The 24,151-nt window shown below is 36.7% G+C and carries 18 protein-coding genes; 16 read left to right on the top strand and 2 right to left on the bottom strand.

The features are described from left to right. Positions 1-20: 20 nt before the first annotated feature. A complete protein-coding gene (locus tag LK994_RS02300) occupies positions 21-1,805 on the top strand; it encodes an ABC transporter ATP-binding protein (protein WP_229761267.1) in 1,785 nt (594 codons plus the stop codon). A gap of 6 nt (positions 1,806-1,811) precedes the next feature. On the opposite strand, the gene LK994_RS02295 is transcribed toward LK994_RS02300, so the two are convergent. Beyond that, positions 1,812-2,768: a 1-acyl-sn-glycerol-3-phosphate acyltransferase gene (locus LK994_RS02295; protein ID WP_229761266.1), complete on the bottom strand. Its 957-nt coding sequence runs from the start codon at positions 2,766-2,768 to the stop codon at positions 1,812-1,814. 36 nt (positions 2,769-2,804) lie between these two features. Continuing rightward, positions 2,805-3,356 (bottom strand): YqgE/AlgH family protein, encoded by a 552-nt coding sequence (locus LK994_RS02290; RefSeq protein WP_229761265.1) that lies wholly within the window; start codon positions 3,354-3,356, stop codon positions 2,805-2,807. Between the two features lie 237 nt (positions 3,357-3,593). Between LK994_RS02290 and LK994_RS02285 the strand changes: the two genes are divergently transcribed. From LK994_RS02285 to LK994_RS02215, 15 genes are all read left to right on the top strand, one after another. Further along, positions 3,594-4,916, top strand: a complete 1,323-nt coding sequence (locus tag LK994_RS02285; protein WP_229761264.1) for a sensor histidine kinase — start codon at positions 3,594-3,596, stop codon at positions 4,914-4,916. A gap of 279 nt (positions 4,917-5,195) precedes the next feature. Next, complete coding sequence (gene mraZ / locus LK994_RS02280) at positions 5,196-5,654, top strand: division/cell wall cluster transcriptional repressor MraZ (protein WP_229761263.1); 459 nt, start codon at positions 5,196-5,198, stop codon at positions 5,652-5,654. A gap of 17 nt (positions 5,655-5,671) precedes the next feature. Beyond that, positions 5,672-6,577, top strand: coding sequence for a 16S rRNA (cytosine(1402)-N(4))-methyltransferase RsmH (rsmH, locus tag LK994_RS02275; protein ID WP_229761262.1), 906 nt, complete (start codon positions 5,672-5,674; stop codon positions 6,575-6,577). A gap of 33 nt (positions 6,578-6,610) precedes the next feature. Next, positions 6,611-6,958 (top strand): FtsL-like putative cell division protein, encoded by a 348-nt coding sequence (locus LK994_RS02270; protein WP_229761261.1) that lies wholly within the window; start codon positions 6,611-6,613, stop codon positions 6,956-6,958. A gap of 35 nt (positions 6,959-6,993) precedes the next feature. After that, the gene (locus tag LK994_RS02265; protein WP_229761260.1) at positions 6,994-9,114 is read left to right on the top strand and encodes a penicillin-binding protein; all 2,121 of its coding nucleotides are present in this window, start codon (positions 6,994-6,996) and stop codon (positions 9,112-9,114) included. Beyond that, positions 9,114-10,574 (top strand): UDP-N-acetylmuramoyl-L-alanyl-D-glutamate--2,6-diaminopimelate ligase, encoded by a 1,461-nt coding sequence (locus LK994_RS02260; protein WP_229761259.1) that lies wholly within the window; start codon positions 9,114-9,116, stop codon positions 10,572-10,574. Before LK994_RS02265 ends, LK994_RS02260 begins: the two co-directional genes overlap by 1 nt. Positions 10,575-10,675: 101 nt before the next feature. Continuing rightward, positions 10,676-11,986, top strand: coding sequence for a phospho-N-acetylmuramoyl-pentapeptide-transferase (mraY, locus tag LK994_RS02255; protein WP_229761258.1), 1,311 nt, complete (start codon positions 10,676-10,678; stop codon positions 11,984-11,986). 234 nt (positions 11,987-12,220) lie between these two features. After that, entirely contained in the window at positions 12,221-13,561 is a 1,341-nt protein-coding gene (murD, locus tag LK994_RS02250) for a UDP-N-acetylmuramoyl-L-alanine--D-glutamate ligase (RefSeq protein ID WP_229761257.1), read from the top strand. Positions 13,562-13,571: 10 nt separating this feature from the next. Beyond that, a complete protein-coding gene (locus LK994_RS02245) occupies positions 13,572-14,834 on the top strand; it encodes an FtsW/RodA/SpoVE family cell cycle protein (RefSeq protein WP_229761256.1) in 1,263 nt (420 codons plus the stop codon). Beyond that, on the top strand, positions 14,827-15,915 hold the full coding sequence (gene murG / locus LK994_RS02240) for an undecaprenyldiphospho-muramoylpentapeptide beta-N-acetylglucosaminyltransferase (RefSeq protein WP_229761255.1): 1,089 nt from the start codon (positions 14,827-14,829) through the stop codon (positions 15,913-15,915). Before LK994_RS02245 ends, murG begins: the two co-directional genes overlap by 8 nt. Further along, positions 15,915-17,300, top strand: coding sequence for a UDP-N-acetylmuramate--L-alanine ligase (murC, locus tag LK994_RS02235; protein WP_229761254.1), 1,386 nt, complete (start codon positions 15,915-15,917; stop codon positions 17,298-17,300). Before murG ends, murC begins: the two co-directional genes overlap by 1 nt. After that, complete coding sequence (locus LK994_RS02230) at positions 17,300-18,484, top strand: hypothetical protein (RefSeq protein ID WP_229761253.1); 1,185 nt, start codon at positions 17,300-17,302, stop codon at positions 18,482-18,484. The genes murC and LK994_RS02230 overlap by 1 nt, the downstream gene beginning before the upstream one ends. A gap of 41 nt (positions 18,485-18,525) precedes the next feature. Further along, positions 18,526-19,977 carry a cell division protein FtsA gene (gene ftsA / locus LK994_RS02225; protein WP_229761252.1) on the top strand — a complete coding sequence of 484 codons (1,452 nt, stop codon included), beginning with the start codon at positions 18,526-18,528 and terminating at the stop codon, positions 19,975-19,977. Between the two features lie 32 nt (positions 19,978-20,009). Further along, on the top strand, positions 20,010-21,908 hold the full coding sequence (gene ftsZ, locus LK994_RS02220; RefSeq protein ID WP_229761251.1) for a cell division protein FtsZ: 1,899 nt from the start codon (positions 20,010-20,012) through the stop codon (positions 21,906-21,908). A gap of 206 nt (positions 21,909-22,114) precedes the next feature. After that, positions 22,115-24,133, top strand: coding sequence for a KUP/HAK/KT family potassium transporter (locus LK994_RS02215; protein WP_229761250.1), 2,019 nt, complete (start codon positions 22,115-22,117; stop codon positions 24,131-24,133). Positions 24,134-24,151 lie beyond the last annotated feature (18 nt).

Below are 24,151 nucleotides of genomic sequence, written 5' to 3'. Positions count from 1 at the left end.
TTTTACCCTAACTTTGCCGCATGAAACTTTTACTACAATACTTAAAACCATATAAATGGTTGGTAGTGCTTACGTTACTGTTGGCTGCTATTAATATTATCTTTTCATTGATCGATCCAATCCTTTTTGGAAGGATCATTCAATTGGCCGAGGTTTATGTGAAAAATGAAAATACAACTACTGCATACACCTGGGATTTCTATTTCTGGGCTGTAATGAAAATATTATTGTTATCTATGGGAACTGCTATGGTAAGTAGGATAGCGAAAAATTTTCAGGATTATTTTGCAAATGTGATCATTCAAAAATTCGGAGCTACAATTTTCACTAATGGGCTAAGGCATGCTATCAGGCTTCCTTATCAGGAGTTTGAAGATCAGCGCAGTGGTGAAACACTGAGCATTCTCACAAAAGTTCGTATCGACACAGAAAAATTCATTAACTATTTTTTAAATGCACTCTTTGCTATTTTCGTAGGGATTGGTTTCGTATTTGTGTATGCTGCTATTTATATTCACTGGAGTGTGCCATTGGCCTATATTATAGGAGTTACGTTGTTAACCTGGGTTACCAATGTATTCAGCAAAAAAATTAAAATCATTCAAAAAGAAATTGTCAGTAAAACAACTTCTTTGGCTGGTAGTACAACCGAAAGCTTGCGTAATATTGAATTGGTGAAAAGCCTTGGTCTGGCTGATCAGGAAGTAAAAAGATTAAACGGAAATACCTATAAAATATTAGGGTTAGAATTGACCAAGGTAAAGCGTATTCGTAGTATTAGTTTTTTACAGGGTACTATTGTGAATACGTTGAGACAATTTATTTTATTCCTGCTGATGTGGTTGATATTTAAAGACGTAATGAAGCCACATGAACTGGTTACAATGCAAATATTTTCCTTTTTTATTTTCGGACCGCTGCAGGAGATCGGCAATATATTATTGAGTTACAGAGAAGCGGAGGCGTCTTTAAATAATTATCACAATCTGATGAATAAGGCTCCTGAAGCAGAAGCGAAGGACCCGAAGCATTTGGGAAATATCGAAACATTGTCATTTAATAATGTCGGATTTAAACACCAGACTGCCAGTCAGAAGGCAATTAATAATATTAGTTTTGATGTTAAGACAGGCGAAACAATTGCTTTTGTTGGACCGAGTGGTAGTGGAAAATCTACTTTAATGAAATTGTTGGTAGGTTTATATCGTCCGCAGGAAGGAGTGATTCTATATAATGGGATTGATGAAAACTCTATGAGTTTTGATGACTTGAGAAATCAGATTGGTTTTGTAACACAGGATACGCAACTTTTTAGCGGAACAATCAAAGAGAATTTACTTTTTGTAAATCCTTCTGCTACAGATGCGGATCTGCACGATGCTTTACAGAAAGCTTCCTGCACGGGCTTATTAGAAAGAGCAGAAAAGGGGTTAGACACATTGATCGGAGAGGGAGGGTTTAAATTATCCGGAGGAGAAAAACAGCGGCTGTCAATTGCAAGAGCCTTGATACGAAAACCACATTTACTGATCTTTGATGAAGCAACTTCTGCGTTGGATTCTTTAACTGAAGAAGATATAACAAATACGATCAAAGAAATATCATCACTGAAAGAACAGATAACTATTTTGATTGCTCACAGACTAAGTACGATCATGCATGCTGATAGAATTTATGTATTGGAAAGAGGCGATGTAGTTGAAACAGGTAATCACGAAAGCCTGGTAGCTGAAAAAGGATTGTACTATGCTATGTGGCGTCAGCAAATTGGTGAAAGGAAAAAAGTACAACTGCAACAGGTATAAGACTACTTACTTTTTTAACTGTACATAGCTCCATGCAAAAAACGGTAGTAGCAGGAAAGTTGTTAGCCACCAATATCCACAGGTAAATTGATAAATGATAAAACTTATCAGTAATAAATATACCGGATATAATACAAACAACAGACTTACTACAACAGAGTCGTAATGACCATTGTGTTTAGTTGTTTTAGCAGCGATCTTTTCTACGGGAATATATAATGGCCAATGCAATATATAACCAAGCACAGCTGGAATTGATAGCCATATTTTTTTTGTTGCAGATACCGGTACTGAAAATGTATGGTCAATTAGTACTTTATCCTTTTTATCAAGTTCTATTACTAGTTGTTGCAATTGTTTTTCAAGGTCAGCATTAAACGCAGCAATATTCTTTCCGAAAGAAGAGGTTATTTCACCATAGTCTTTTTGTTTAATTATTTTCCCAAAATTCAGTTTAACATTTTTTCCGAATCTATGAAAGGAATTGTAATTAATGCCCAGCGGTAATATTTTTAGTGGAATATTATTTTCCCAGCTACTAAAAGCCAGTCTGGCTGTGCCTTTCTTGAGTGGCCGTAAATGCCACTCATTTACACATCGTCCTTCACTAAAGATCAATACAATGCCGTTTTTTTTAAAGATATCTTTACATGCATCAAAGGTTTTGTAATTATGCTCCAGATTTTCTGCTCCTTCACTGATGCGATAAACAGGTAACATTTTTAATGAACGCAGCACTTTTGTATAAAATTTATTGGCGAAAGCGTCTCCTCTTGCAAGAGAATAAACGGGGCGTTTAAAAATAGTATTTATAATGATTGCGTCTAAAAAAGAATTGGGATGATTGGCTGCTATCATTACCGGCCCCTCAATTGAAAGTAACTCTTTATGATTGATCTGTATATTTCGACAATACAATCGTATAGCAATTCTGGCAGGTATTTTTAATAAAGCAAACAGCAATTATATGAGATTTATTGTAAATATAATAACTGTATATCAATTCAACTGAGGATCTATGGGGAAATTTACCATCATTTCGTAATCTCCGCCCAAATGTTTTAAACTGTCCTTCCAAACTTCTTGTGGGTTTTCGTGAAAAACAATATTTCGTTTAGCCGAAACCGTTAGCCATGTTTTTTCACTTAACTCATTGTTAAGCTGCCCTTTACCCCAGCCACTATATCCAATAAAAAAACGTATTTTACTAAAATCTATTTCATTGTTTTTTACCAATTCGGTAAGTGTTTCGAAATTTCCGCCCCAATACACACCTTTCATTACTTCCTGGCTATCAGGTATCTTATCAGGGTATTGATGTAAAAAGTGAATCGTATCCATATCTACCGGACCACCATAATAAACAGGTACCGGGTATCCTTCAAATGAAGTGATCAATTCGTCTAAAGTGTAATCAAACTGTTTATTTAATACAAAGCCAAAACTACCTTCTGCATTATGTTCACACATAAACACAACAGTACGCATGAAATTGGGATCTTTCAGGAATGGGTCTGCTATTAATAATATGCCAGCTGCCGGCTCAATCATATTTCTAAAGTACTAGAATATTTGATTTAATAAAAATATTTGTTTATTGATTTATGTCAAATAAACAATAATACTTGATCAGAATGTATCGCATTGAACTGAAAAGGGATCAGATCTTTTTGAGAGCTAATTAAATTTTTATAAATCAATTTGGTATAAGTTATAAACCTTCGTTAAATTTATAGCTTATATCTGCTTAGGCAGGATATTACACCTTACTAATTTACCTTTGCGCTAATGAGAAAAATTTTTCCAATCATAACTGTGCTCATTCTTTTTTCTTTACTGGGCATTATTTTTTTTCAGATACTTTGGATCAAAGGCGCTTTGGAATCAGAAGAAAAGAAATTCAGCGAACATGTTAGTTTGGCTACCACACTTGCAGCAGAAAACCTGATGCAGGAAAAAGGGAATTTGATTCCGATGGATAAGAAGACCGATCCTTTCTTTTCTAAGGATAAACTACATTTAGAATTTTTCAAGCCTACTGTTTCACAGCGCTATTCGGCGGAAGAAATAAAATCAATTATTAGAAAGTCCTTTGATAAACATAATCTCCATAAAGTATTATTTGAATTTGCGATCAGTTCAAATTCTATCATCGGGGATGAAGTGCAATCGGAAAATTTTTTCAAAGCCAATGCAGATTCTGCAAACAGTATGCAATATGTGTATCCTTTAGAATCTCCAAGTGGAAGCCTGTCTGAAGGGATCTCTCCACAAGAGCTCCTGATAATTGTTGTGCCTCACGTAAAAAGTTTTATATGGAGGTCAATGACCTGGTTGATAATCGGGTCCATTCTTTTTACTGTAATTATTATTACTGCTTTTTTTCTTACGGTAAGAGCATTATTAAAACAGAAAAAATTAAGCGAAATAAAATCTGATTTCATTAACAATATGACGCATGAGTTTAAGACACCGCTAGCTACTATTTCATTAGCTGTTGATGCGTTGAAGAATGAAAAAGTGATCAATGACAGAGATCGGACCAATTATTTTACCGGGATCATTAAAGAAGAAAATAAGCGAATGAATAAGCAGGTGGAAACCATACTGCAAGCCGCTTTGTTAGATAAAAAAGAAGTGCAGCTTAATTTAAAAAAGATACATGCGCATGATCTTATTAAAAGTGCATTGAATAATATTGCATTACAAATAGGGGAGAAAAACGGAAAACTGGATATGCATTTAGATGCAACGAACGATCTGATAAAAGCGGATGAAGTGCATTTTTCGAATTTGGTAAGTAATCTTTTAGATAATGCTATTAAATACTCAAAAGAAAATCTTGAAATAAAGATCAGCACGCAAACAGCCGGTCATCAGTTTAAAATAAAAATTGAAGACAATGGTATTGGAATGAACAAAGAAACGTTGCATCGTATTTTTGAAAAATTCTATCGAGCTCATACCGGTAATATCCATAATGTAAAAGGCTTTGGGCTTGGCCTGAGTTATGTAAAAACAATCATCGATGCCCATCAGGGAACGATAAAAGCAGAGAGCGTACTTGGTAAAGGAAGTACGTTTACCGTAAGTTTTCCATTAACAAAATAATTACTCTATCACAAATTCCATAGCCTTTTCAGGTATATGATTGACTGTATGCTACAGCTTCTTTCAATTAGATTCCTATGTAATCCACACCCAATCCACATCTATCCACACTTAATTCACATGTTTTAGGCAGATTTATGGTACAAAAAGCCCTGCTAGGCTCACTATAGGGCATAAAAATTTCTGTGGATAAAAATGTATTGCCTAAAAATGCATAAAAAGTGGGAAAAAGTGTTATTTTGTGGGAGAAATTGTAAATAAAACACTAAACTCCTGTAAATGATTGGTTTTCTTGGCGAATATGAGGTGACGATGGATGCCAAAGGAAGGTTCCTTTTACCGGCTGGCTTTAAAAAGCAGTTGCCGGAAGATGGGGCGAACCTTTTTGTCATTAACAGGGGTATAGAGCAATGTCTTAGCCTGTATCCGATAAAAAGCTGGGAACCAATTTTTGAAAACATTAGCAAGTTGAATGATTTTGACCCCAAAGTTAGAGATTTCCGACGCTATTTTTTAAACGGAGCTACGCAATTGGAATTAGATTCTGCCGGAAGATTATTGATACCCAAAACATTGATGGAGTACGCAGGATTAGAAAAAGATGTGGTATTGGCTTCGGCGGTTGATAAAATTGAGATCTGGGATAAAAGTAAGTATAAACAGTTCTTTGAAACCTTTTCACGAGACAGCTTTAGTAGTCTGGCAAATGAGGTAATGAACAAACCAACTATTAATTAATGCCAATTAATTGATAATTGAAAACAGATTATCACATACCGGTTTTACTAAAGGAGTCGATAGAAGCCTTAAACATCAAAGCAGATGGGGTGTATGTCGATTGCACATTTGGCGGCGGCGGTCATAGCAGAGCAATACTGCAACAGCTGAACGAAAATGGCAGATTGATAGCATTCGATCAGGATGAGGCGGCTAAACAAAATTTACCCGACGATGATCGTGTGATTTTTGTTCCGCAGAACTTCAGGCACTTGCAGCGCTTTTTGCGATTGCATAAAATAACTGAAGTAGATGGCATCTTAGCCGATCTGGGCGTAAGTAGTCATCAGTTTGATGAAGCCGATAGAGGCTTTTCTATTCGTTTTGATGCCGCAATGGACATGAGAATGGATCAGCGACAAACAATTACTGCCGCTGATATTCTGAAAACATTTACTGAACATCAGTTACACAAAATGTTTGAACAGTATGGCGAGGTTACCAATGCTAAAACACTGGCGAAAACAATTGTGGAGCAAAGAGCTATCAGTCGTATCAACACCATCAATGAATTTAAGCAAGCTGTTCAATCAGCCGTGAAAGGTAATCCTCAAAAATACTTTGCCCAGGTATTTCAGGCGTTGCGTATACAAGTGAACGATGAATTTGGTGTGTTAAGAGAATTGTTGCAACAGACTCCGGCGGTTTTAAAATCAGGCGGACGATTAGCAGTTATTACATTCCATTCTTTAGAAGACAGGATTGTAAAAAACTTTTTTAAGTACGGTACATTCTCAGAACCGGAAGCGGATGATGTGTATGGCAATAAACCTGAAACTCCTTTTCTCATTATTACAAAAAAACCAATAATTGCTGCTCAAGATGAATTGAAAAAGAATTCAAGGAGCAGAAGTGCTAAACTAAGGGTAGCACAAAAAAAATAAAACTATTTATACTGATAGTCGTGGGAAAAATTTATGTCAGAAGAAACTAAAATATCAGAACAGGCTGCCGGTCAGAAATTTGATTGGAGAGCGTTGCTGAATCCTAAATGGGTGGTAAGGAATATTCCTTTCTTTTTATTTCTGGCATTATTAGCGGTGGCATATATATTCAACGGGCATTATGCTGATAAGCTGGCGAGGAAAATTAGCGCTACAGAAAAGCATATCAATGAATTGGAATTTGAGTATAAAACGATAAAAAGTGAAGTGATATTCAGAAGTAAAGCAAGCGAATTGGCGAAAGCAGTAGAACCATTGGGGTTAAAAGAATTAACAAGGCCTCCTGTAATATTAGGAGATACAAGTAATAGTAAAAATTAAAATAGTGATTATCTGCCGGATGGCAGAACCAGAGAATGGAAATTAAAAAAGACATATTGTGGAGAGTGTACCTCTGTTTTTTGGGGATAGCGGTTTTAGGGTTGGTGGTGCTAGGCAAAGCGTTCTACATACAACGGGTTCAGGGGGCATTTTGGAAGAGTATGGGAGATAGCCTGCATTTAAAATATATGCCATTGGAAGGCCAGCGGGGCACAATATATAGTGAAGATGGAAATATGTTAAGTACGTCAGTACCCATTTTTGATGTGTATGTAGATTTTGGAGCAGATGGACTGAGAGAAAAAGATGGCAAACGATTCAGAGATAATGTTGATTCTTTAAGTATTTGCCTGGCAAATTTATTTAATGATAAAACAGTTGAAGAATATAAAAGAGAATTACAATTAGGGTACAATAATAAAGACCGCTACTATACATTGAAAAAGAAAATTTCTTTTGTTGAATATGCTCAATTACGTGAGTTTCCTTTGGTAAGACAAGGGAGAAATAAAAGCGGCTTCATCATCGATACCAGAGACAAAAGAATTAATCCCTATGTACTGCTGGCTAACAGAACAATTGGTTTGTCCAGGGATAATGCAAAACAAAATGTAGGGTTAGAGCAAAGTTATGACAGCTTGCTGAGAGGTAATACGGGTCAGCGTTTGATGAGATATATCGCAGGAGCTTATATGCCGGTTGAAGGCGCAGAAGTTGATGCAGAAAATGGAAAAGATATTATTACCACATTGGATACATATATGCAGGACGTTGCAGAAAATGCTTTAATGAAAATGATGGTAGGTAATAATTCATTGCATGGTACTGCAATTGTAATGGAAACTGCTACCGGTAAAATAAAAGCAATTGCCAATTTAGGTAAACAAGCCGACGGGACTTATATCGAAGATCTAAACTATGGAGTAGGGAAAGCAACTGAGCCAGGGTCAATTTTTAAATTGGCTACGCTTATTTCTTTGATGGAGGATAAATACGTAGACATGAATTCGATTGTTGATTGTGAAGGAGGAACCAAATATTTTTATGGGTTGAGAATTAAAGACTCTCATTTAGGAACCGGAGCGATCACAGTAAAAGAAGCGTTTTTGAGAAGTAGTAATGTGGCCTTTGCGAAATTGGCGGATCAGTTTTATCATAGTCAGCCTTCCAAGTTTATTGAACATCTGCATAAATTGAGATTAGATACTTTAACAGGTATTGATATTACAGCATCTTCCGGTAAGCCTACCATTAAAAAGCCAACCAACCGTAGCTGGGCAAATACTACTATTCCTTACATGGCACATGGTTACGAAGAGCTGGTAACTCCGTTGCACATGCTTACTCTATATAATGCAGTTGCTAATAACGGTGTAATGATGAAACCGTATTTAGTAAATGCAGTGAGAGAATATGGTGTGAATGTAAAAACATTTCAACCCCAATCATTTGGAAAAATTTGTAGTGATGAAACATTAATACAATTGAAAGAATGTTTAGGGGCTGTAGTAGATAGCGCTCATGGTACTGCACATAGAGTAATGTTTGACAGTGCTTATTCAATAGCAGGTAAAACAGGAACAGCAGTTACAGCCCTTGACAACAGAGGTTACAATAAAGGAAATAAAATTTATCAGGCTTCTTTTATTGGATACTTTCCGGCAAATCAACCGAAGTATACAATGGCTGTTGTGATTCAAAATAGTAATGAATCAAGATTGATATATGGTGCTGATGTTTCAGGTACGGTGTTTAAAGAAATAAGTGACAGGATTTATGGAAGGTATTTAAGCAACAAAAAATATACAAGTACAAATAAAGTGGATAGCTCATTGTATAAGTATTACGGATTGAAAAATGAATTGAATTCGATCTTCAGTACACTTAGTCTTCCTTTTACAGATTCGATGGTTGGTGGATATTGGAGAGAAATGAGTTTAAAGAACAATTCGATTGTATTGACGAATACTACCAATACAATTGGGAATAATATTATGCCAAATGTTGTTGGGATGGGTTTAAAAGATGCAGTTTATCTGATAGAGAATATGGGGTTGATAGTAACAGCAACGGGCAGAGGAAAAGTGATCAATCAGTCGTTAGCAGCAGGAACACCATTTACGAAAGGACAGAAAGTGTTATTGGTATTAAATTAATGTTGAAAGATATACTATATAAAGTAAGCATTCGCTCGGTAATGGGTAACACCAATATTGAGGTAAGAGATCTGCAGATTGACTCACGTAAAGTGAGCAAGGGGTCTTGCTTTATAGCAATAAAGGGTGTTTCAACAGATGGTCATCAGTTCATTGATACAGCTATTGCAAATGGGGCAACAGCAATTGTTTGCAATCAATTTCCCGAAAATATAAGTGATGCAATTACTTATGTGCAGGTGGAAAATACAGCAGAAGCCGCCGGGTTAATGGCGCATAATTTTTATGGCGAGCCATCATTACAAACACAACTGGTAGGTGTAACCGGAACCAACGGGAAAACAACCATAGCAACGTTGTTATGGAAATTGTTCACCGCATTGGATTATAAATGTGGGTTGATAAGTACGGTGCAAAATCAGATCGGCGAAGAAGTTATTTCGGCTACACATACTACTCCGGATGCAATCAGTGTAAATGCATTATTGAAGAAAATGGTAGATGCAGGTTGTGAATATGTCTTTATGGAGTGCAGCAGTCATGCCATACATCAGCACAGAATAGCCGGCCTGCAATTTAAAGGAGCATTGTTTAGCAACATAACACATGATCATTTGGATTATCATCAAACATTTGATGAATATATCAGGGTGAAAAAATCATGGTTTGATAGCTTACCTGTTACGGCATTTGCTATCAGTAATGCAGATGATAAACGAGGTTTAGTGATGCTGCAAAATACGGCAGCAAAAAAATATTTCTACAGCCTTAAAACAATGGCTGATTTTAAGGGAAAGATACTGGAAAGCAGTTTGTCAGGATTGCATATGATGATAAATGAACATGAAGTGTATTTCCGTTTGATAGGAGAGTTTAATGCATACAATTTATTGGCGGTGTTTGGAGCAGCAGTTTGTTTGGGGGAAGAAAAAGGCCAGGTACTTCAAGTGCTTAGTGTGTTAGAAAGTGCCAGAGGAAGATTTGAGTATGCGGTAAGCAAAAAAGATAAGATCATCGGGATAGTTGATTATGCTCATACTCCGGATGCTTTATTGAATGTGTTGGCAACAATAAAAAAACTTCGTCAGGGAAATGAACAGATAATAACTGTGGTAGGATGTGGTGGTGACAGAGATAAAACAAAGCGTCCGATCATGGCAGAAGTAGCTTGTGAGTATAGCGATAAAGTGATTTTTACTTCCGATAATCCACGTAGTGAAGATCCTTTAGTGATACTGAAAGACATGGAAGCCGGAGTGAATGTGGTGTCAAGAAAAAAGGTAATTACTGTGGCAGACAGGAAAGAGGCGATAAAGACAGCGGTGAACCTTGCCGCAGAAGATGATATAGTGTTGGTAGCCGGAAAAGGGCACGAAACATATCAGGAGATCAAAGGGGTGAAGTATGATTTTGACGATAGAAAAGTGTTGGATGAAATGTTTGAACTGTTGGAAAAATAAAAATTTTCAAATTTGAAAATTTGGTGATTTGAAGATGTATAGAGCTTCTTAGTTTAACATCTCTTAAAATTTCCAAATTTCCAAATTATCAAATCGAATTTATGTTATATCATTTATTTAACTGGCTTGCTAAAGAAGGATTTAAGTTTCCGGGTAGTGGACTGTTTCAGTTCATTACTTTCAGGGTATTGTTGGCCGTTATATTAAGTTTATTTATAACAACTGTATATGGAAAAAAGCTGATCAAGTATCTGCAAAAAAAGCAGTTGGGAGAAAGTGTAAGAGATCTTGGATTGGAAGGGGAAAAGGAAAAAGTCGGGACTCCTACAATGGGGGGTATTATTATCATTCTTGCCATCTTGATCCCAACATTATTGCTGGCAAATTTGGATAAAGTATATGTGCGCCTGATGTTATTGTGTACAGTCTGGCTTGGTACAATTGGCTTTATCGATGACTATCTGAAGATAAGAGCAAAACGTATTGCAAAACAAAAAGGGATTGCTTATAAAAAAAGTGATGCAGATGGTTTAGCTGGTAGGTTTAAGATTTTTGGTCAGGTAATGCTGGGGATAATTGTAGGAGCTACATTGTTTTTTAATAAAAGTGTTGCTGTAGAAAGAGAGGTTCCTAATATGGCATTTTCAAAAGACTCAGTTTTAAAAAGAGGAGAGAAGTTTTTGTCAGACTCTTTTAGGGTAGTTACAATTGATGGTAAACAACACATGTTTGCAAAAGTTAAAACACCCATTACAACAATTCCTTTTGTAAAAACACATGAGTTTAATTATGCAAAACTTTTACCTAAGAGCTGGGAAGATTATACATATGTACTGTATATCATCATAGTGATTTTTATAGTTACAGCTGTTAGTAATGGTGCAAATATCACAGATGGGTTGGATGGTTTAGCAACAGGCGTTAGCGCAATAATAGGAATTTGTCTGGGCATATTCGCTTACGTAAGCGGTAATGTAAAATTCGCTGAATATCTGAACATAATGTATATACCGAACCTTGGAGAGTTGTCAATATTTATTGCGGCATTTGTAGGGGCATGTATCGGTTTTTTGTGGTACAACGCTTACCCAGCACAGGTGTTTATGGGGGATACAGGGAGTTTGGCTTTGGGCGGTATCATCGCAGCATTGGCAATTATTGTACGTAAAGAATTATTGATACCGATCTTTTGTTTAGTGTTTTTAGTAGAGAATTTAAGTGTGATGATTCAGGTGGCTTATTTCAAATATACCAAGCGAAAGTATGGCGAGGGGCGACGGGTCTTTCTCATGAGCCCGTTACATCATCACTATCAAAAACTCGGGTATCATGAAAGTAAGATCGCGGTGAGGTTTTGGATTGTAACAATATTATGTGTAGTGATGGCGATCGTTACACTTAAGCTTAGATAAAAAATCTACTCGAAAGAGTAGTTGATTATAATTTTTTTTGGGAAACCGCAACCTGGAAAGAGACCGGAAGGTTTAATTCTACGTTTTTCAAGTTAAATCCAATTTGTGAAAAACTCATCCAATGTTGTTGAAAGACATAACCTATTAAATTCTATGCTGTTGAAGAACCATTTTTAATTGTTTGATCCCTAGTCAGACAATTTTTTGAAAACAATTTTTTAATTCATTGTAAAAATGAAAAAACGTATTGTAATTCTCGGTGCAGGCGAAAGTGGTATTGGTACTGCTTTGTTGGCCAAGCAACAAGGTTATGATGTGTTTGTAACTGATGGCGGAGCTATAAAAGAGAGTTACAAAAATGAATTGGCACTACATAAAATAGCTTTTGAGGAATTACAACATACCGAGGCTGCTATTTTGAATGCGGATGAGATAATGAAAAGTCCTGGCATTCCGGAAAAAAATGAGTTGATCAAAAAGATCAGGGCGAAAGGAATTCCTGTTATTAGTGAAATAGAATTTGCTTACAGGTATAAAGGAGATAGTAAGATAATTGCCATAACAGGGAGTAATGGAAAAACAACTACTACAGCACTTATTTATCATATCTGCAAAACCGCAAATATTGATTGTGCATTGGTAGGGAATATCGGGTTCTCTTTTGCAAAACAGGTAGCGGAAGATCCAAAACCTTTATATGTGGCAGAAATAAGTTCTTTTCAATTAGATGATATAAAAACATTTAGGCCAGATGTAGCTGTACTTACGAATATCACTGAAGATCATTTAGACAGGTATGAGTATAAAATGCAGAAGTATATCGATAGCAAATTTAAGATCGTAGAAAATCAACAGGAAGGAGACGTATTTATTTATAATATGGATGACGAAGAAACAATAAAAAATATTAATAACTACCCCATTAAATCAACACTATACCCAATTACCATGAGTAAACAACTGCCACAAGGTGCTTATCTGACAAACGCTCAGATGCATTTAAAATGGAAAAATGAAGAGATGCAAATGAGTATTGAAGATTTTGCATTAAAAGGAAAACATAATCAATATAATAGTATGGCAGCAAGTTTGGCGGCAACAGCAGTAGATATCCGGAAAGAAAAGATAAGAGAAGCGTTGCAAACATTTGAAAGTTTGGAGCATAGAATGGAGCCGGTAGTTAGTATCAAAGGGGTTGAGTTTATCAATGATAGTAAAGCGACAAATGTTAATAGTACATGGTTTGCTTTAGAAAGCATGGACAAACCAACGATATTAATATTGGGCGGCGTTGATAAGGGTAATAATTATTCTTTAATAAAAGAATTGGTGAAAGAAAAAGTAAAGGCCATTGTTTGCATGGGGATCGACAATCGCAAAATTCATGAAGCCTTTGGTGATATCGTTTCATTAATAGTAAACACTTCTTCTGCAGAAGAAGCTGTTAAGTCGGCATTTCATTTTGCTAATAAAGGAGATGTAGTTCTGTTAAGCCCGGCATGTGCAAGTTTTGATTTGTTTAAAAATTATGAAGACAGAGGAAATCAGTTTAAGCAAGCAGTAAAATCATTATAGGATCATAAGAATGCCCGAAGAAATAAACATACGAGAATTCTTTACTCCTAACATCAGTAACATGGGAGGCAATTTGGTGAGTAAAACCAAAGGTGATCGTGTTATCTGGGCAATTGTAATATTACTTACACTCATTAGTTTGTTGGTGGTGTATAGCAGTACGGGTTCTTTGGCATATAAATACAGTAAGAGTACAGAAAGTTTTCTTTTTAAACAATTTGCTTTTATTATTCTGGGGGTATTGATCATTTATTTTGCACACAGAGTAAATTATACCATCTACTCAAGGATTGCACTGATCATCTTCCTGATATCAATACCGCTGTTGTTGTACACGCTGTTGTTTGGAGTGCAGTTAAATGCAGGAAGTCGTTGGATCAAATTGCCGGTGATCAATATGACATTTCAAACTTCGGATCTGGCAAAACTTGCATTGTTCATGTACATGAGTCGTCAACTCAGTCGCAAACAAAATGTAATTAAGGATTTTAAAAAAGGCTTTTTGCCAATCATAATACCGGTTGCAATTATATGTTTATTGATTGCACCTGCTAATTTATCAACTGCTGCACTAATTGCAGGAACCAGCTTCTTGTTGATGTTTATCGGACGTGTAAGTACGAAGCATATTTTGGTGACACTTGCCATTGCCGCAATACCTGTGATTATATTAATTGGGGTTGCTGTAAAATATTATGATAAAACAGAGCATAAATCGAAGGATCTGCCGGCCATTTTTGCTGCAGGTAGAGTGCCTACATGGATAAGCCGCATTCAGACTTTTGTTTATAGTAATAAAGAAGATGATAACGAAAAACTGTATCAGATCAATCAGGCAAAAATAGCTATTGCAAAAGGAGGCTGGTTAGGAAGAGGCCCTGGAAATAGTGAACAAAGAAATTTTTTGCCGCATAGCTATAGTGATTTTATTTATGCAATTATAATCGAGGAGTATGGACTATTCGGAGCTGCATTCATTGTATTCATATACCTGTTGTTTTTATACAGGTGCATCAGGTTGTACAGAAAGTGTCCGTTTGCATTCGGCGCTTTTTTGGCATTAGCACTAAGCTTCACTTTAGTGATACAGGCTATTGCTAATATGGGAGTAAATGTGAATGTATTCCCTAATACCGGGGTTACGCTTCCATTGGTGAGTATGGGGGGGAGTAGTTTTATTTTCACTTGTTTATCGATAGGAATTATTTTAAGTGTAGCAAGAAACGTAGAGCAATCAGAAGGAATAAATCAACCGGTTGTTGTAAATGAGTAAAAGAATTATCATAGCGGGTGGAGGTACAGGCGGACATATTTTTCCGGCGGTAGCGATAGCCAATGCGATAAAAAAACAACAACCTCAAACAGAAATACTGTTTGTTGGAGCTAAAGGTAAAATGGAAATGGAGAAGGTGCCGCAGGCAGGATACAGGATCGAGGGATTGGATATAGCGGGGTTTAACAGAAGTTCTTTGATGAAAAATATTGGCTTACCATTTAAACTGATAAAAAGCTTTTTGCAGGTTAAAAAAATTTTCAAATCATTTAAACCTGATGCAGTGATTGGTGTGGGTGGTTATTCCAGTTTTCCGGTGTTGCGTTTTGCTCAATCAAAAGGGATAAAAACTTTTATTCATGAAAGCAATTCGTTCGCAGGAAAAAGTAATATCCTGCTAGGAAAGAAAGCTACTATAATTTTTGTAGCATCAGATGGAATGGAAAGATTTTTTCCGGTTGACAAAATTCAACTTGTAGGAAACCCTGTAAGAGAAACGATTTCCAGAAGTAATGTGAGCAGAGAAGAAGGGATTCGTTTTTTTGGGTTGAATCCCGATAAAAAAACAATTCTTTCTATTGGAGGTAGTCTTGGGGCAAAGAGCATTAATGAAGCATTAGATAAACATTTAGATGAATTCGAAAAAAATGATTTACAACTTATTTGGCAAACCGGCAAACCCTACGCAAAAAGAGGTAAGGCTAGAGGGAATGGCAAAACAAATATTTGGGTAAATGATTTTATCACTCAAATGGAATATGCCTTTGCCGCCGCAGATGTGGTGATAAGCAGAAGTGGAGCAATGGCAGTTACTGAATTATGTGTGATGCAAAAGCCCGTTTTATTCGTACCCTATCCTTTTGCAGCAGAGGATCATCAAACGGTGAACGCAGAAAATTTGTTCAATAAAAGTGCTGCATTGATGATTAAAGATAATGAGGCATCAGATCGCCTGGTGCCCGCCATTATCAATTTATCAAAGGATGAAAAAAAGCAACAGGAATTGAAAAGTAACATCGGCAAATTAGCAGTAACTAATGCAGATGAAATAATCGCAAAAGAAATTTTGAAAGTGATCTAATGATTGATATAAAAAACATACAAAGAGTTTATTTTTTAGGAGTAGGGGGTATTGGTATGAGTGCCTTGGCAAGATACTTTAACAGTAAAGGTGTTGTTGTAAATGGATATGATAAAACAGAGACAACACTTACAAAACAATTATCAGCGGAAGGTATCAATATTCATTTTGAAGATAATGTAGCACTGATAGATAAAGATGCACAGTTGGTGATCTATACACCCGCTGTACCTAAAGATCATTCAGAGTTAAATTATTATCAGCAAAATAATTATACTGTAGTAAAACGCAGCGATGTTTTGGGAGCCATCACAAATAGCTCTTTTAATGTTTGTATTGCCGGTACCCATGGTAAGACAACCACCAGTACAATGGTGGCACATATTTTAAGACATAGTGGTTTTGGGTGTAATGCATTTTTAGGAGGTATTGCTGTGAACTATAACACAAACTTCTGGAATAGCGATAATAATGTAAGTGTGGTAGAAGCTGATGAATATGATAGAAGTTTTTTGAAATTGAGTCCTGATGTGGCTATCATCAGTTCAATGGATGCTGATCACCTGGATATATATGGAACACCAGAAAATGTAGAACAGGCATTTGTTGATTTTTCTGCTAAGATCAAAACCGGTGGTTTATTGCTGAGTAAATATGGATTAAAAAGAACCGGTGATTTAAAAGCTACTCATCACTTGACCTATGATGTACAAAATAACAAAGCAGATGTGTATGCTGATAATATCAAAATGATCAATGGTAGTTATCAGTTTGATGTTGTTATAAAAGATGCTGTTATAAAAGATATTGTCTTGAATATGGGAGGTATGCACAATATTGAAAATATTACAGCAGCGATAATGGTGGCACATCATCTGAAAATTGATGAAGAAAAAATTAAAAATGCTGTTGCAGATTTTAAGGGAGTTAAAAGACGGTTTGAGTATATAGTAAAAACAGATAAAAATGTGATGATCGATGATTATGCTCATCATCCGGAAGAATTAAGAGCATTGATCACTGGAGCAAAATCTTTATTTAAAAACAAAAAGTGTACGATCGTATTTCAGCCGCATTTGTATAGCAGAACTAAAGATCAGGCCGATGGCTTTGCAGAAGTATTGGATCTGGCAGATGAAGTAATTCTTTTACCGATCTATCCTGCAAGAGAATTGCCGATTGAAGGAGTGAATAGTGAGATGATCATAGATAGGATGCACAACGATAATAAGATCGTAATGAGCAAAGGGAATCTGATAAAACATTTTGCATTAGAAAAATACGCTCATGTAGAGGAAGGGTTTGACGGGCATGTGATCATAACAGCTGGCGCAGGAGATATAGATACATTGGTTCAACCAATAAAAGAGATCTTAATAAAGTAATGATAAATAAAAAAGCAATAATAAAATGGTTGGTTGTTACACTATGGGTGTCCGTAGGTATTGGCACTATCGTGTTATTAGTTGCTGCAATACAAAAAAAAGATGCACAGCATTGTTCTAATGTTATTATAAATGTCAAAGGAGTAAGCAATAATTTTTTTGTAGATAAAAAAGATATCATCAATTCAATTACTGCTATAGTAGGCGGTAATCCAATAGGCAGGCCGGTTAGTAAATTTAATTTAAGAACGATCGAAAGCGATCTGAAAAAAAATGTATGGGTAAAAACAGCACAACTGTTCTTTGATAATAACCAGGTATTACAGGTAGATATATTTGAAAGAGAGCCGATGGCAAGGGTCTTTACAACAACCGGAACAACATTTTATATTGACAGTTCGGTAGCTGTATTGCCTTTAAGTGATAAGTATTCTGCCAGGCTACCGGTGTTTACCAATTTTCCTTCGGGAAGTAATAAGGTGCTTTCCAAGGCCGATAGTGCTTTACTAAGAGATGTTTTGGCGATCAGCACGACTTTGCAAAAAGATTCATTTTGTATGGCAATGATAGATCAGGTTGATATTACATTACAAAGAACTTTTCAATTGATACCTAAGATAGGTACTCAGCTGATCGTTTTTGGAGATGCATCGGACGTGGAAGAAAAATTGCAAAAACTAAAATTGTTTTATAAAGATGCAATGGTAAAAGCCGGGTGGAATTATTATAGTGAAATTAATGTTCAGTATAAGAATCAGGTAGTAGCTAAAAGAAGAGGAGCAGAAGATGTGGCAGCAGATTCATTAAGAACATTGCAATTGATGCAGTTGATAGCAAGCAATGCTGAAAAGCAATCAGCAGATTCAATGCAGTTGATGTTGCCGGATAATGACCGCAATTCAACCAATATTGATTTGATCCAACAGTCGGTAGAACGTGAGGAAAAAAATGAAGGGGGGGCTGTTATGGATGATGCCTCAGCAGCAAAAAATACAGGCGTCAATGCTGTGGCAAAAGAGAACAAACAAACTACAGTACCGAAGCCAGTTGTTGCAACAGCCAATAAGCCTGTAGTAAAAAAACAAGCCCCGGTTAAGAAAGCTGTAGTAAAGCCGGTAAGTAAAACACAAGCAAAGCCAGTGGCACCTAAAAAGCCCCCGGCAAAAGCAAATAATGACTATTAAAAATATAAAACACAAACACACACACATACAAACATACAATTATGAGCAACGAACAAATCCCACACACACCTTCCGACAATGGAATTCCCATCGTTAACGAAGCAGTAAACAAAAACCCTGTAATTGTAGGCCTTGATATCGGAACTACAAAAATTGCAGCTATAGCCGGACAAAAAAATGAGCATGGTAAACTAGAGATACTTGGTTTTGGCAGAGCCAACAGTAATGGCGTACAACATGGTATGGTTTTAAACATTGATCAAACCATCAAAGCTATTCAGCAAGCGCTGGAAAACTGCTATGCTTCTAATCCTACATTAGATATCAAAGAAGTGTATGTAGGTATAGCTGGGCATCATATAAAAAGTTTACAAACGAGAGGTGATATCGTTCGTCAGAACGTGGAAGACGAAATTCGTCAGGATGAAATTGATCGCCTGGTAGCGGATCAATACAGAACATATATACCTGCAGGAGATAAGATCATTGATGTAATTCCCCAGGAATTTACAGTAGATAATTTTCAGAATATTCCAAATCCTATCGGATACAGTGGTGTAAAAGTAGGAGCGAATTTTCATATCATCACCGGTGATAAAAATGCTATCCGCAATATCAATCGTAGTGTAGAAAAATCTGGCTTAACCACAAAAGACCTGGTATTACAACCATTGGCATCAGCTTCGGCTGTAATGTGCGATCAGGACATGGAAGCAGGAGTAGTAATTGTAGATATCGGTGGTGGTACTACAGATCTGGCTGTTTTTTATGAAGGTATTTTAAAACATACAGCTGTTATTCCATTTGGTGGCGAAAATATTACCAACGATATCAAGAACGGTTTGGGTGTTTTAAAAACTCAGGCAGAACAAATGAAAGTGCAGTTTGGTAGTGCATTAAGTGATGAGGCAAAAGCAAATGCATTTATTACTATTCCGGGTTTACGCGGAATGCAGCCAAAAGAGATCAGCGTTAAAAATCTGGCAAACATCATCCAGGCTCGTATGAGTGAGATCATGGATTTTGTAACCTATCATTTGAAACAGGTTGGGTTAGATTCAAAATTACTGAATGGAGGTGTGATCCTTACAGGTGGCGGGTCTCAGTTAAAACATTTAATTCAGTTAACAGAATATGTAACGGGTTTAAATGCAAGGATCGGGCTGCCGAACGAACATTTACAAGGTGGTCACATTGACGAATTGGCAAAACCAATGTACAGTACCTGTATCGGTTTGATCTTAAAAGGCTATAATGATTACGAGAATAAGAACAAACAGTTTGAAGATAACTTTAAGCATATTAAAGTGCCAAATAATTTACAACAGGAACCCATAGACGTAGTTGTTGCGACCGTAACAGATTTTCAGGAAGTTGATGAACAGGTGAAAGAAGTAAAGATCAAACAACGCAAAACATTAAAAGGTTTAATGGATTCTATGAAGACCGGTTTAATTGAATTGTTTAAAGAAGAAGGAGACACCCAATTATAATATACTAACTACTAACCCACAAACTAATCCACATGATACATTTTGATCTGCCTAAAGAGCAATCGTCCATCATCAAAGTAATTGGTGTTGGCGGCGGCGGAAGCAATGCTGTTAACCATATGTTTTCGCAAAATATAGAAGGAGTGAACTTTATTATCTGCAATACCGATGCACAGGCTATTGTAACCAGTAAAGTACCCAATAAAATTCAACTGGGTCCGCATTTAACCCAGGGGTTAGGTGCTGGTGCCAATCCTTCTATAGGTCGTCAGGCAACTGAGGAAAGTTTAGAAGAAATAAAACGCATCTTAGAAGTAAACACCAAGATGGCCTTTATTACTGCTGGTATGGGTGGTGGTACAGGTACAGGTGGGGCCCCTATCCTTGCAAAAATTTGTAAAGACCTGGGTATACTTACTGTTGGGATTGTAACAACTCCATTTGCTTATGAAGGAAAGAAAAGAATTGCACAGGCAGAAGAAGGAATTGCCTTATTAAAAGAAAGTGTAGATACTTTGTTGGTGATCAGCAATGATAAATTGCGTCATCAATTTGGTAATTTGAAAATGAAAGAAGCTTTTGCAAAAGCGGATAATGTTTTAGCAACAGCTGCAAAATGTATCACCGATGTGATTAACAGTACCGGTCAGATCAATGTCGATTTTGCCGACGTATGTACAGTGATGAGTAACGGAGGTGTTGCTATCTTAGGCAGTGCATCTGCCGAAGGCGAAAACAGGGCACAGGAAGCAATTGAAAATGCATTGAACTCGCCATTATTGAATGATAATGATATTAAAGGAGCTAAATGGATATTGATAAACATTAACTCTGCTGAAGGTGATCATGAATTTACGATGGATGAAGTTGAAGTAATTCAAAATCATTTGATCGGGCAGGCAGGAGAGGACACCGATGTAATTTTAGGGTTGGGCTATGATAATACTTTAGGCGCAGGAATTGGTATCACTTTAATTGCAACCGGATTTGAACACAAAGATCCTTTTGCAAAAAAGAAAGTTGAAACGGAAGTGAAGAAAGATGATAAAATTGTGTTGACCTTGGATATGGCTGCAAAAGAAGAAGTTAAAGCGATCCAACCAATGTTGCAATTTGGAGAAAAAGCAGAAGCTGTACCAGAAGCAAAAGCTCCGGTAGTGACTACTCCGAAAGTGGCAACGACCCTTGAGGAAAATTTCATGCCTACTTTGGTAGAGCACAAAACAGCAGAAGCGCAAATAGAAATACCTGGCAAAACTCCAGCGGACAAAATCGATGATACTCCGGTATTTTTTGAAATATCCTCGGCGCAAGATCAGGTACCAGTCATAGAGTTTGATATGCCAACTGTACCTCTTCCTGCAGAAAAACCAGCAGAAGTTATCAATGAAAATTTGTCTTTAAAAATAAATGACGAAGCTAGCGCACCTGCCTCGTCAGCAGGTGGCTTTTTGGTGAAACCTTCCAACATTTATGTGGAAGAGCAGCATCAGAAAGCTGAATCCAATACAGATCAAAAGCCAGCCCCATTGCAGATAAATCTACAGGAAGACGAACCTGAGATGGAAATGCAATTGGTGGTTAAAGAAGACCATCAAGCGGCGGAGGAAAAGCCATTAGTACAACAAACTCAGCCCATCATGATGTCCAATGTTGAGGAGCCTGCGATGCAGGACGAAACAGAGGAGCTTAGGCGCCGGGCTATGGAACGCATTGCGAAGCTGCGTAATTTGTCATTCAACATCAATGCAGCCGATCCTAACAATGAGTTTGAGGCCGTGCCGGCTTACCTTCGCCGCAATATGGAAATGCACAATTCCATTGCAGACGTAGAAAGTTTTTACAGCAAATACACTGTAAAAACTGATGAAAATAACCAGTCAGAGATCAGCACTATCAACACATTTTTAGACGGAAAGAAACCTGATTAAAATCTTTATTGTTCGATTTTGTATTGTTTGTATATGCCCCTTGCCTAAAAGCAGGGGGCTCGTGTTTTAATGCATAACAATAATATGCATTAAAATAGGGAGAAATTCTATTTTTCAATATACATTTGTGTTGGCTTCTAATTGAATCTGGTACTTATATGCAACCGGTTGGATAGTAAAAGCCATCTTACCAAAAACAATCTGTAGTGAACAAACACGTTAACAAAGTAACAGCCGCAGGATTAATTGTTGCTTTAGGAATTATTTATGGCGATATAGGAACATCTCCGCTTTACGTTTTTAGTGAAATTATCAATGGCAAAATGATTGAACCTCTTTTAATTATTGGAGGCCTGTCATGTATTATTTGGACATTGACTTTACAAACCACAGTAAAATATGTAATACTTACGCTAAAAGCAGATAACCGTGGTGAGGGAGGGATCTTCTCTTTGTATACGCTGGTACGAAGGCAAAAAAAATGGCTGGTTATTCCGGCAATGATTGGAGGAGCAGCCCTACTTGCGGATGGGATGATCACGCCACCAATTTCGGTGGCTTCAGCAATAGAAGGCTTACGTAATATTCCTGCGCTCAGTGATATTTCAGAAAGCAATATCATTTTTATTATATTAGGGATATTGACTGTCTTGTTTTTTATGCAACAGTTTGGTACAGCTTCCATAGGAAAAATGTTTGGCCCCATCATGCTTATATGGTTTAGCATGTTGGCAATTTTAGGAGTAATGCATATATCCGATGATCTTAGTATTTTCAAAGCATTTAATCCTTACTATGCTATTAAATTATTGACTAATTACCCTAATGGTTTTTTATTGTTGGGAGCAGTGTTCTTATGTACTACTGGTGCCGAGGCATTATATAGTGATCTGGGGCATTGCGGAAGAGCCAATATTCGTTACACCTGGATCTTTGTAAAGTCTGCGCTTATTCTTAATTACCTGGGCCAGGGAGCATGGCTATTACACAACCATACAGGAAAAATATTTGCTACAGGACACCTCTCTAAAACGATACCCGGAGCCTTGCCAATGCAAAATCCTTTTTTTGAGGTAATGCCACATTGGTTCTTGTTTGTAGGGATCATTATTGCTACTGCTGCTGCTATCATTGCAAGCCAGGCATTAATTAGCGGATCATTTACATTGATCAGTGAAGCCATACGATTAAATCTATGGCCTAAGATGAAGATCAATTACCCGAGTGAAGCTAAGGGGCAATTATATATTCCGGGAATCAATACTTTACTTTTTGCCGGCTGTTGTTTTATTGTGATATATTTTCAAACATCCAGTGCAATGGGTGCTGCATATGGTTTAGCTATTACATTATGTATGTTGGCAACAACTATTTTATTCTCCAATTACCTGGTATCTCGAAGAACACCTGCATTTCTTATCTATCTTTTCTTAGCAGTTTTTTTAACGATCGAAATAGGGTTTTTAATTGCCAACTTGGATAAATTCCCTCATGGCGGATATGTAGCTTTATTGGTAGGAGGTGGATTGTTTGCAGTAATGTACGTATGGTATCGGGCAAGGAAAATTAAAAACAGGTATGTTGAGTTTGTACGCCTGGAAGAATATATTTCTAAGTTGGAAGAATTGAGCAGCGATGTTACCGTGCCAAAATATGCTACGCATTTGGTGTATTTAACAAGTGCAGACAATCCTAAAGAAATTGAACACAAGATCATATATTCGATACTGAGTGGTAAACCAAAACGAGCTGATATTTATTGGTTTGTGCATGTTGACACATTGGATGATCCATATACCTGCGAATATGTGGTAGAGCATATTATTCCTAATGATATTATACGTGTGGAATTCAGGCTGGGCTTCAGAGTAGCGCCAAGATTAAACCTGATGTTTAAAAAGGTGGTAGAAGATCTGGTTGCTAACAGAGAAGTGAATGTAACCAGCCGGTACGAAAGTCAACAAAGAAATAATGTGGTGGGAGATTTTCAATTTATCGTTATGGAAAAATTCTTGTCTCAGGACAATGAATTACCGTTTATGGAACGCATTATCATGAAACTGTATTTCTGGTTCAAAGAAATTTCTTTGAGTGAAGAAAAAGGTTTCGGTTTAATACAAAGTAATGTACAGGTAGAAAAATTCCCATTGATCGTAGCTCCGGTAAGTAAGCTTAAGTTACAGAGAGTATACCATGATGAAGAAGAGGAAGAAGAGTTAGGATAGACTTTTCTATTCAGTTAA

Source organism: Ferruginibacter lapsinanis (assembly GCF_020783315.1).
Taxonomy (GTDB): Bacteria; Bacteroidota; Bacteroidia; order Chitinophagales; family Chitinophagaceae; genus Ferruginibacter; species Ferruginibacter lapsinanis.
This window is presented reverse-complemented; position numbering and strand designations above follow the sequence as displayed.